Raw genomic sequence first — 10,251 nt, forward strand, 5'->3', positions numbered from 1 at the left:
GCCGGCCCGATCGAGTCACGCGGAGAGGTGCAGAGCAGCCGGGGCGGTTACCAGGGCAGCGGCAGTGTGGCGACAGGGTCGGGGGCGCACGCACCGCCGGACGGAATGACGGCAACGCCGTCGGCCTCCGCGAGCCCGCGGAGCATGCCGGAGCCCTGCCGTGCCGTGGGCACCGCACCCTCGTCGGTGAGCCGGAACGCCACCAGCCGGGTCGACCCGCTGAGGTTGGCGATGTCGTGGGCGAGGGCCACCCGGCCCAGGGGCTGCAGCGGCCGGCCGAGCAGCCCGTCGACCAGCGGCAGGCCCAGGCTGGCCAGCACCAGCATCGCGGCCAGCGGGTTGCCGGGCAGGCAGAGCATCAGCCGACCGTCGGCCAGACGGGCGAGCATCACGGGGTGCCCTGGGCGCATCCGCACCCCGTCGATGAGCACGGTCGCCCCCAGAGTGGCCAGAGCGGCGCGCACATGATCTGCCGGGCCGCGGGCGCTGCCGCCGGTGCTGATCACCAGCGCAGCGGTGCTCGACCGGATGGCCTCAACGGTCTGGTCGAGGTCGTCGGGCAGCCGACGCAGCGTGCTCAGCCGCACGCCGAGGCCGGTCAGCAGGGCCGGGAACTCGGGGGAGTAGGCGTCCCGCACCTGGCCGGGGCCGGGGACGCCGGCCTCGATCACCTCGGTGCCGAGCAGGAGCAGCTCCACCGTGGGCGACGCCGTGACGGTGAGAGTGTCGTGACCGGTCACGGCGGCCAGCGCCACCCGCGGCGCCGTGAGCAGGCACCCGGGCTCGAGCATCAGCTCGTCGAGGCCGCACTCCTCACCGCGGGCGCGCACATGCTCGCCGGGCGCCGGTCCGTCTGCACCGGTGTGCGGCAACCGGGTGAGGGCGGGCGCGGGGTGGTCGGCATCCGCGCGGGTGACGACACCGTTCTCCGAGCGCAGGATGCCGTGGGTGCCGACCGGCACGCAGGCGCCGGTCGCGATGGGCCGCGCGGTTCCCGGCGCCAGCGGCTGGGCGGGAGGAGGGTCACCCGCCAGGATCGGTTCGCCGAGCAGCCACGGCTCGTCGCCGCAGACCGCCCAGCCGTCCATGGCTGAGGACGCGAAGCTCGGCAGCGCGGTCAACGAGTGCACAGCGGTGGCCAGTGTGCGCCCGACGGCGTCGGCGATGGACACGGTGTCGGTGCTGCGGGGCATCTCCGCGCCGAGCCTGTGCACGGTGGTCCTGGCCTCGAGCCACTCCATCAGAGCACTCCGCCGTCGATGCCGCGTGAACCGAATCGGACCGTTCGGTCGGTGTGGATCGTGCACATAACGACTCCTCGAGGATCATCGGCGACAGGGCCGCCTTCCTCAAGGCTAGCCAGTCACCGCTCTCCCTGCGGCGCCGCCGGCGCGGGAAGCTCAATGCCCAGCCTGGCTGCGTCGGCCGGGGTGTCGACGTCGTCGCTCAGGGCGGCGGGCAGGCGCACCTCCACCAGATCGAGGCCGCCGATCAGGCTGGTCACCGCGAGGTTCTCCGCCGGCCGCGCCGCCGCAGCGCGCAGAAGCGCCGTGCGCAGGTACACGGCGAGCAGCGGCTGGCGCCGACCGTCGCCATCGACGCTGATCAGGCCCTCGACGGGCCGGTCTCCGGATTCGACCGCGCTCGAGGCATGGATCCGGGTGAGCTCGTCGAGCAGGAGGTGCACGGCGTCGTCGGCGCGCACGAGGTCACCGGCCAGCACCACGATCCACTCGGGGTGGGGAAGCGGCGCTTCGGCCAATGCCTCGAGCCCGGCGACCACCGCCGCGGCCGGGCCACCCCAGCGCGGCCGTTCGACGGCGCGCAGCACGGCATCGGGAAGGGGCGCGTCCGACCCGACCACACAGGTGCGCTCCGCAGCGGAGACGGCGGCCAGCACACCGTCGAGCAGGCTTCGGCCGTGCCAGACCAGCGCGGTCTTATCGATGCCGCCGAGCCGCTTGGCCCGGCCGCCGGCCACGACGATCGCGTCCCAGCGCGGCGCGCCGGCGCGCGGCTCGGCGCCGGGGCCGGAAGGCGCCGGCGTGGGCTGGGCGTCAGAGCGGAGCATCAAGCGCGGTCCTTTGCGGTGGGGTCGCGGCGCCGGGCCTGGCGCCCGGAGCCGCAGTCAGGCGACCAGCTCAGGCTACCCGCGCCAGGCGCGACAAACCGGGACCGGGCCGCGTGGTGCCGCCCGATCCCGGTTCTGTCACAGACCGTCTCGGCCCGAGATCAACTCACTCAGTCCTTGAGGTAGCCGTTCGGGTTGAGCACGTACTTGGTCGCCGCGCCCGCATCGAACTCGGCATACCCGCGCGGGGCGTCCTCGAGGCTGATCGGCTGCGCGTGCACGGCCTTGGCGATCTGCACCCTGTCGTGCAGGATCGCCATCATCAGCTGCCGGTTGTACTTCATCACCGGGCACTGACCGGTGGTGAACGACAGCGACTTGGCCCAACCGGTACCCAGGCTGAGCGACAGCGAACCCACCTTGGCGGCTTCGGTCGACGCTCCAGGGTCACCCGTGACGTAGAGCCCCGGAATGCCGAGTGCACCGCCGGCGGCAGTGATCGACATCAGCGAGTTCAGCACCGTTGCCGGCTTCTCGGTTCCCGCGTCCTTGCCGTGCCCGTGTGCCTCGAATCCGACGGCATCCACCGCCGCATCCACTTCGGGCACCCCGAGGATCTGCTCGATCTGGTCCTGCGGCTCGCCCTTGGTGAGGTCCACGGTCTCGCAGCCGAAGCTGCGGGCCTGCGCGAGACGCTCGGGGTTGAGGTCACCCACGATCACCACGGCGGCGCCCAACAGCTGCGCCGAGACGGCGGCCGCGAGGCCCACCGGTCCGGCCCCGGCGATGTACGCCGTGGAGCCCACACCGATCCCGGCCGTGAAGGCACCGTGGAACCCGGTGGGGAAGATGTCCGACAGCATGGTGAGGTCGAGGATCTTCTCCAGCGCCTGCTCCCGGTCCGGGAACTTCAGCAGGTTCCAGTCGGCGTAGGGCACGAGCACGAACTGGGACTGGCCGCCGACCCAACCGCCCATGTCGACGTAGCCGTAGGCGCTACCCGGACGGTCCGGGTTCACGTTCAGGCACACGCCGGTCTTGCGTTCCTTGCAGTTGCGACAGCGACCGCAGGAGATGTTGAACGGGACCGACACGATGTCGCCGACCTTGATGAACTCGACGTCGCGGCCGACTTCAACGACCTCGCCGGTGATCTCGTGGCCGAGCACCAGGCCCGTCGGAGCGGTGGTGCGACCGCGCACCATGTGCTGGTCGGAGCCGCAGATGTTCGTGGTGATGGTTCTCAGGATGACGCCGTGCTGAACCTGCCGACCCACGTTGGCCGGATTGACTCCCGGTCCGTCCTTGAGTTCGAAGGTGGGGTAGTCGATGTCGATGACGTCGACCTTGCCGGGTCCTTCGTAGGCGACTGCTCTGTTTCCTGCCATTTTGTATCCTCCTTGATACCTGTTGTGACGCCTGAACCGATCGGTTCGCGCTGGTGGCGCGCGGCATCCTCAGTGGTGTTTCCGGTGGTTCGCCCGGCCGTCGAACGCTTGCGTCGAGCTCACCGGGGCACTGCCCATGGCACTACAGGAGACTGAGAATTTCAAGGGTGTACAGGCGCGAAAAGGTGTGTATCGTATGTGCGTCGACTCTGTGAGCACGATGAGTTTTCGGATGCCGGTCGGCGGGTTTTCGAGCTATGTCGCGATGGCTTGTCTATGGTGGTCCCATGCGAACTCCCGACAACTCCGGCGCCCGCGTGTCCGGTGCACAAACCACGGCCCCCACCACGCTGCGCACGCTGCTGACCGACAAGCTGGGTTGGCTGGGCCTGCGCAGCGCGCAGATCCTGCTGGCGCTCGCCCTCGTGGCCGTGATCGTGTTCCTGCTCGTGCAGGTGAAGCTCGTGGTGATCCCGGTTCTGATCGCGATCATCCTGGCGTCGGCGCTGAGCCCGGTCATCCGGTGGCTGCGCCGCCGGGGCTTGTCGCCCATTCTGGCCACCTGGGTCACCCTCCTCACCGCCATCATCGTGTTCGGCGGCATCGTGACCCTCATCGTCGTCGCCGTCGAGAATCAGTGGACCGACCTGGCGACGAGTGCCTCCGACGGCATCGACCAGCTCTTCACCTACCTCACCGAGGGCCCGCTGGCCGTCGACGCCGCCCAGCTCGAGGATTTCCGCGACCAGGGCGTCGCCTTCCTCACCAGCAGCCAGTTCGGGTCGGGCGCGCTGGCGGGAGCAGCTGCCGCGGGTGAGTTCTTCACCGGCCTTGTGCTCGTCATCGTGATCCTGTTCTTCTTCCTCAAGGACGGCGACGTCATCTGGGCGTTCTTCCTCAAGCCGTTCCGCGGCGAGCGCCTGCAGCGCGGTCGCCGGATCGGCGCCACCACGGTGCGGGTGCTCGGCGGCTACGTGCGCGGCACGGCCATCGTCGCGTTCGTCGACGCGGCCGCGATCGGCATCGGCCTCGCCATCCTCGGGGTGCCCCTGGCGCTGCCGTTGGCCGTCATCGTGTTCCTCACCGCGTTCATCCCGCTGATCGGTGCGACAGTGGCCGGCATTCTTGCCGCCCTCGTGGCTCTGGTCGCGACCGACTGGATCACCGCCCTGATCGTCGTGGGCATCGTGGTGCTGGTCAACCAGCTCGAGGGCAACTTCCTGCAGCCGGTCGTGATGGCGCAGTCGCTCAAGCTGCACCCGCTGGTGATCCTCGTCGCCCTGACCGCGGGAACCATCCTGGCCGGCATCATCGGCGCTGTGCTGGCCGTGCCGATCGCCGCCGTGGGCTGGGCCATCGCGAAGACCTGGAACGAGCCGGGACTGGCCAAACACCCCCAACTGGCCTAGACGCCGGGCCGGGCAGCGTCAGCTCTCCAGGCGTTTGGGGGAGCCCGCCTTCAGCGCGGACTCCTCCACGTCGATGAAGGCCAGCGCCGAACGGATGGCCGGCTCCTGATACCGCCCCTGCACCCTGGCGTCGAGCACGGCCTCCCGCTCGGCCTCGATCATGGCCCGCCGGAGCCGGGTGTAGGCGGCCGGCAGCGGCTCGGCGTCATCCGGCGCGGGGTTGTCGAGAGCGTCGGCGAGGAACACCGCGTTGGTGCGCAGCCGGCCGATCACCCGCTGCTCGTCGGCGTCGGTCACCTCGGCGTCCAGCCGGGCCAGGCCCGCGGTCTGCGCCTCGGCCAGGAGCATCTGCGCCTCGATCCGCTCCTGTGACCGGTTCGGCGGCGGCAGCCGCAACCGACGGATGACCCAGGGCAACGCCAACCCCTGCAGCAAGGTGCCGACCACCACGACGAACGCCAGCAGTTGCAGGAGTTCCCGCTGGGGAGTCTCCGGCGGCAACAGGAAGACGGCGGCGAGGGTGACCACCCCACGCATCCCGGCGAATGACACGGCCACCCCGGTTTGCCAGCTCCAGCCGCGCTCCCGCAGGCGCCGGGGTCCGTACCGGTAGATCGCGGTGGTGATCGCCATCCACACGAACCGCGACACGAGCAGGGCCGCGAGGATCACCAGCGAGATCCCCACGGTGGCCCAGAACCCGGTGCCGGTGAGCCTGACCCCCTCGAGAATCGACTCCAGGTTGAGGCCGATGAACAGGAACACGGCGTTCTCCAGCAGGAACTGGATGGTGCGCCAGTTGATCGACTCGGCGATCCGGGCCTCCGCCGACTGGATCACCGGCGCCCGGTAGCCCAGGAATAGGCCGGCGATGACCACGGCCAGCACCCCGGAGCCGTGCACGAGTTCGCCGAGGATGAAGGCCAGGTATGGCGTGACGAGCGACAGGCTGGTGTCGAGCACCGGCGCATGCAGCTGTTTGCGGATCACGGCGAGCACATAGCCGACCGCGAGACCCATCCCCACCCCGCCCACCACGGCGAGCGCGAAGTCTCCGGTCACCGACCACGGGCTCACAGTGCTGAGGATCGCCGCGATCGCCGCGTTCAGGGCCACGAGGGCGGTGGCGTCGTTCAGCAGGCTCTCACCCTCGAGTACCGTGACCACCCGCCTGGGCAGGCCCAGCCGCCCGGCGATCGCCGTGATCGCCACGGCATCCGTCGGCGCCACGACCGCCCCGAACGCGAAGGCCGCGGCCAGCGAAATCGCCGGCACCACCAGCCAGGCGGTCAGCCCCACGGTCACAACGGTGAAGGCCACCAGGCCCACCGACAGCAGCAGGATGCCGTCCCGCCGGGCGCGCACATCGACGATCGAGGTGCGGATGGCCGCAGCGAACAGCAACGGGGGCAGCAGGCCGTAGAGCACCAGCTCCGGTTCGAGCTCGATCCGCGGCACCGACGGCAGGAACGACGCGGCCGCGCCCACCACCACCAGCACGAACGGCGCCGACCAGCCGATCCGCCTGGAAAAACCCGTCACGGTGACCGTGACCACGACGAACGCGACTATCCAGACGATGGTGCTGACAGGGTCCATAGCGACCATTATGCGAGAAGGCCCAGCCGTCGTGCGCGGGTGGCCGAACATCGTCGGGAGCAGCCGGCATCCGCGGCCCGCCATTGCCCGTTGGTGGGTTGACGCCTACGATCCCCAGCAACACGCGAGGAAGCGAGGCGCCCATGGCCGTGAGCACGCTCAAGGAGATCGTCGATCGGGCGTTCGCCGAGAAATACGGGGTACCGGCGATCAATATCGTGAACGACCTGACGATGGAGGCGGTGCTCGCCGGAGCCGTCGAGGCCCGCTCGCCGGTGATCGTACAGACCTCGGTGAAGACCGTGAAATCGATCGGCTCCGACGTTCTCTTCGCCATGTGGACGGCGATGACGGCGGGCATCGAGGTGCCGGTGGCGCTGCACCTGGACCACTGCCCCGACCGGGACGTGATCACGGAGTGCCTCGAACGTGGCTGGAATTCGGTGTTGTTCGACGCATCCACCCTGCCTGTGGAGGAGAACCAGCGGCAGACCATCGAGGTGGTGCGGCAGGCGCGCAGCTTCGGCGCCCACGTGGAGGGCGAGATCGAGTCGATCACGGGGGTGGAAGACGGTGTGGGCAGCGATACCGAGGCGGCCAGGCAGAGCCTGGCGGTGTCGCTCCGATTTCTCGAGGAGACCGGTGTCGACGTGTTCGCGCCGGCCATCGGCAACGCCCACGGCGTCTACAAGCGGGAGCCCGTGCTCGACTTCCAGCGGGTGAGCGACCTCGTCGCCGCGCACCCGATTCCGATCGCGCTGCACGGCGGCAGCGGCATGACCGACGCCCAGTTCACCGACCTCATCAGTCGCGGCTGCGCCAAGGTGAACATCTCCACGGCACTGAAGATCACCTACATGAAATCGAACCTGTCGTTCCTCACGGATGCCCAGGCCCGCGACAAGTGGGACCCGCCGTCGCTGTTCGCCAAGGTGCGCACCGACATCGTCAACCTCACCCGGGGACTGGCCGAGCAGTTCGGCAGCGCGGGGAAGGCCTGATGCCGGCGCTGATCTTCGACTGCGACGGGGTGCTCGCCGACACCGAACGGGATGGCCACCTGCCGGCGTTCAATCAGACCTTCGAGGAGTTCGGGGTGCCCGTGCACTGGAGCGACGCCGACTACGCCGAGAAGGTGAAGATCGGCGGTGGCAAGGAGCGCATGCGGAGCATCCTCAGCCCCGAACTCGCGGCCGAGCTGGGCCTGCCGGAGAACCCGGACACCTGGGGCGACACCGTGCGGGCCTGGCACCAGCGGAAGACCGCGATCTACACCGAGCGGGTGGCCGCGGGGGTTCTGCCGGGCCGGCCGGGCATCCGCCGGCTCACCGAGGAGGCCGCCGCGGCCGGCTGGATCCTCGCCGTGGCGTCGACGTCGGCGGAGGCGTCGGTGCGAGCTGTGCTCGAACACGCGGTGGGTCCGGAGCTGGCCGGGCGGTTCCAGGTTTTCGCGGGCGATATCGTGCCGGCGAAGAAGCCGGCGCCGGACATCTACCAGCACGCTCTGCGCGAGCTGGCGGTGCCGGCCGGGCACACCCTGGTGATCGAAGACAGCGCAAACGGGTTGCAGGCCGCGCTCGCCGCGGGGCTGGCCACGCTGGTGACGGTGAGCAGCTACACCGCCGAGGAGGACTTCGCCGGGGCCGCGCTTGTCGTGTCCTCGCTCGGCGACCCCGACGGGCCGACCGCCGAGGTGCTCAGCGACCCCCTGGGTATCCGGCCGGAGGGGTACCTGCGCCTCACGGATCTGGCGGCGATCCTGCGCGCGGCCCCGACCATACCGCCGACAGCGGAACCGACAGCGGAACCGACAGCGGAACCGACAGCAGAACCGACAGCAGAACCGACCGCAGCGCCGAATGCATCCAAAACCGAAAGCGAGAAACCATGACCAGCCTGCCCGACACCGAATTCGTCGTGCACAGCATCGCCCAGACGGCGGTCGACAACGAGAAGGAGTTCGGCGACCTGGACGCCGTCGTCGGCGACGGCGACTTCGGCTATTCGCTGGCGAGGGGCTTCGAGATCGTGCTGGCCGACTGGGACAGCTACGACCGGAGCAGCCCGAGCGCGTTCCTGCAGAAGGTGGGCATGGTCATCTCCGGCCGCATCGGCGGCACCTCGGGGCCGCTCTGGGGCACCGCGTTCCTGCGGGCGTCGATGGCCGTCAAGGGCGCAGACCAGGTGGGCGGCGGCGACGCCGTCGCCATGCTGCGGAGCGCGATCGACGGCATCAAGTCCCGCGGCAATTCCGACGTGGGTGACAAGACCCTGCTCGACGCCCTGGTGCCGATGACCGATGCCCTCGAGGAGGAGGTCGCGGCCGGCACCGACGCGCCCGCCACCGTGCGGCGTATGGCCCAGGTCGCCCGGCAGAGCTCCGACCAGACCGCCATGATGCAGGCCCGCCGCGGCCGGGCCAGCTACACGGGGGAGCGCAGCATCGGCTCGCCGGACCCCGGCGCTGTGGCGGTGGCCGTGATCTTGGAGCGGCTCAGCGCCGAGTGGGACGCCAGGAAGGGCTCATCCGCCGGCGCCCAGAACGACGCCGAACGGCCATCCAGCCACACCGACTGACCCGCACGCGACGCACCATTCAGTCCGCACCGCCATAGTCCGCACCGCCTTAGCCCGTACCGCCTTAGCCCGTACCGCCCTAGCCCGTACCGCCCAGAGAGGGAGCCATGAAGAAATTCGTCAACGACCCGAAACAGTACGTGCCCGAGATGCTCAAGGGCATAGCCCTGGCCAATCCCGACACGCTCACCTACGTGCCCGCCTACAACCTGATCATGCGCTCGGACAGTCCCAGCCCCGACCGGGTGTCGATCATCCAGGGTTCCGGCTCCGGACACGAGCCGGCGCACGTGATGACCGTCGGCAAGGGCATGCTCGACGCGGCGTGTCCGGGCGACGTGTTCTCCGCCCCGCCGATGGACTACGTGTACGAGACCACCAAGCTGCTGGCCTCACCCAAGGGCGTGCTGCTGCTGGTGAACAACTACACCGGCGACCGGATGGCCTTCGAAATGGCCCAGGAACTCAGCGCCGCCGACGGCGTGAACGTGAAAACCCTGTTCATCGACGATGACGTCGCCGTGCAGGACTCCACCTACACGGTGGGCCGGCGCGGGGTGGCAGGCAACTTTTTCGTGATGAAGGCCGTGGGCGCCGCCGCCGAGCAGGGCGCCGACCTCGACGAACTCGTGCGCATCGGCGAGAAGGTCGACAGCGTCACCCGCACCATGGGCATCGCCCTCACCTCCTGCACCCCACCGGCGAAGGGGTCGCCGTTGTTCGAACTCGGCGACGACGAGATCGAGGTGGGCGTGGGCATCCACGGCGAGCCGGGGCGTCGGCGGGCCAAGCTCACCACGGCGAATGAGATGACCGACGAGATGTTGGATGCCGTCGTGAAGGATCTGCCCTATCTGGCCGGCGACCGCGTGGCGCTGATGATCAACGGGCTCGGCGGCACGCCGATCAGCGAGCTCTACATCCTGTTCGGGCACGCCCATGAGCGGCTCACCGAGCTGGGGATCACGGTGGGGCGCAGCTACGTCGGCGAGTACTGCACCTCGCTGGACATGGCCGGAGCGTCGCTCACCCTGGTGCGGCTCGACGACGAGATCGAGGCGCTGCTGGAGGCGCCGGCCGAGATCGCGGCGCGGGTGTTCTAGCCGCCCGCACCCGCCTGGCGGCCGGGTAGCGGCATCCGGCCCGGGGGGAGGGGGGGGGGGGGAGGGGGGGAGGGGGGGGGGGGGGGGGGGGGGGGGGGGGGGGG

The 10,251-nt window shown here is 69.9% G+C and carries 9 protein-coding genes; 5 read left to right on the forward strand and 4 right to left on the reverse strand.

The window, feature by feature from the left end; translation table 11 throughout:
• Window positions 1-47: 47 nt before the first annotated feature.
• From ACEN2M_RS11595 to fdhA, 3 genes are all read right to left on the reverse strand, one after another.
• Entirely contained in the window at window positions 48-1,241 is a 1,194-nt protein-coding gene (locus tag ACEN2M_RS11595; protein ID WP_441648278.1) for a molybdopterin molybdotransferase MoeA, read from the reverse strand.
• Window positions 1,242-1,363: 122 nt separating this feature from the next.
• Entirely contained in the window at window positions 1,364-2,071 is a 708-nt protein-coding gene (gene mobA / locus ACEN2M_RS11600; protein WP_441648279.1) for a molybdenum cofactor guanylyltransferase, read from the reverse strand.
• A gap of 170 nt (window positions 2,072-2,241) precedes the next feature.
• The gene (gene fdhA / locus ACEN2M_RS11605; protein WP_441648280.1) at window positions 2,242-3,459 is read right to left on the reverse strand and encodes a formaldehyde dehydrogenase, glutathione-independent; all 1,218 of its coding nucleotides are present in this window, start codon (window positions 3,457-3,459) and stop codon (window positions 2,242-2,244) included.
• Between the two features lie 287 nt (window positions 3,460-3,746).
• On the opposite strand from fdhA, the gene ACEN2M_RS11610 reads away from it, so the two are divergent.
• A complete protein-coding gene (locus ACEN2M_RS11610; protein ID WP_441648281.1) occupies window positions 3,747-4,868 on the forward strand; it encodes an AI-2E family transporter in 1,122 nt (373 codons plus the stop codon).
• Between the two features lie 18 nt (window positions 4,869-4,886).
• Here ACEN2M_RS11610 and ACEN2M_RS11615 read toward each other — a convergent pair whose 3' ends face one another.
• A complete protein-coding gene (locus tag ACEN2M_RS11615) occupies window positions 4,887-6,467 on the reverse strand; it encodes a Na+/H+ antiporter (RefSeq protein ID WP_441648282.1) in 1,581 nt (526 codons plus the stop codon).
• Window positions 6,468-6,610: 143 nt separating this feature from the next.
• On the opposite strand from ACEN2M_RS11615, the gene ACEN2M_RS11620 reads away from it, so the two are divergent.
• From ACEN2M_RS11620 to dhaK, 4 genes are all read left to right on the forward strand, one after another.
• On the forward strand, window positions 6,611-7,468 hold the full coding sequence (locus ACEN2M_RS11620) for a class II fructose-bisphosphate aldolase (protein WP_441648283.1): 858 nt from the start codon (window positions 6,611-6,613) through the stop codon (window positions 7,466-7,468).
• A complete protein-coding gene (locus ACEN2M_RS11625; RefSeq protein WP_441648284.1) occupies window positions 7,468-8,358 on the forward strand; it encodes an HAD-IA family hydrolase in 891 nt (296 codons plus the stop codon). Before ACEN2M_RS11620 ends, ACEN2M_RS11625 begins: the two co-directional genes overlap by 1 nt.
• The gene (gene dhaL / locus ACEN2M_RS11630) at window positions 8,355-9,044 is read left to right on the forward strand and encodes a dihydroxyacetone kinase subunit DhaL (RefSeq protein ID WP_441648285.1); all 690 of its coding nucleotides are present in this window, start codon (window positions 8,355-8,357) and stop codon (window positions 9,042-9,044) included. Before ACEN2M_RS11625 ends, dhaL begins: the two co-directional genes overlap by 4 nt.
• 107 nt (window positions 9,045-9,151) lie before the next feature.
• Complete coding sequence (dhaK, locus tag ACEN2M_RS11635) at window positions 9,152-10,147, forward strand: dihydroxyacetone kinase subunit DhaK (protein ID WP_441648286.1); 996 nt, start codon at window positions 9,152-9,154, stop codon at window positions 10,145-10,147.
• Window positions 10,148-10,251: the final 104 nt, after the last annotated feature.

Source organism: Cryobacterium sp. W22_MBD10_FK3 (assembly GCF_052113745.1).
Classification (GTDB): Bacteria; Actinomycetota; Actinomycetes; order Actinomycetales; family Microbacteriaceae; genus Cryobacterium.

Coding starts and splice junctions, on each gene's coding strand:
- ACEN2M_RS11595 (WP_441648278.1), bottom strand. CDS start 1,241: ATGGAGTGGCTCGAGGCCAGGACCACCGTGCACAGGCTCGGCGCGGAG.
- mobA (WP_441648279.1), bottom strand. CDS start 2,071: ATGCTCCGCTCTGACGCCCAGCCCACGCCGGCGCCTTCCGGCCCCGGC.
- fdhA (WP_441648280.1), bottom strand. CDS start 3,459: ATGGCAGGAAACAGAGCAGTCGCCTACGAAGGACCCGGCAAGGTCGAC.
- ACEN2M_RS11610 (WP_441648281.1), top strand. CDS start 3,747: ATGCGAACTCCCGACAACTCCGGCGCCCGCGTGTCCGGTGCACAAACC.
- ACEN2M_RS11615 (WP_441648282.1), bottom strand. CDS start 6,467: ATGGACCCTGTCAGCACCATCGTCTGGATAGTCGCGTTCGTCGTGGTC.
- ACEN2M_RS11620 (WP_441648283.1), top strand. CDS start 6,611: ATGGCCGTGAGCACGCTCAAGGAGATCGTCGATCGGGCGTTCGCCGAG.
- ACEN2M_RS11625 (WP_441648284.1), top strand. CDS start 7,468: ATGCCGGCGCTGATCTTCGACTGCGACGGGGTGCTCGCCGACACCGAA.
- dhaL (WP_441648285.1), top strand. CDS start 8,355: ATGACCAGCCTGCCCGACACCGAATTCGTCGTGCACAGCATCGCCCAG.
- dhaK (WP_441648286.1), top strand. CDS start 9,152: ATGAAGAAATTCGTCAACGACCCGAAACAGTACGTGCCCGAGATGCTC.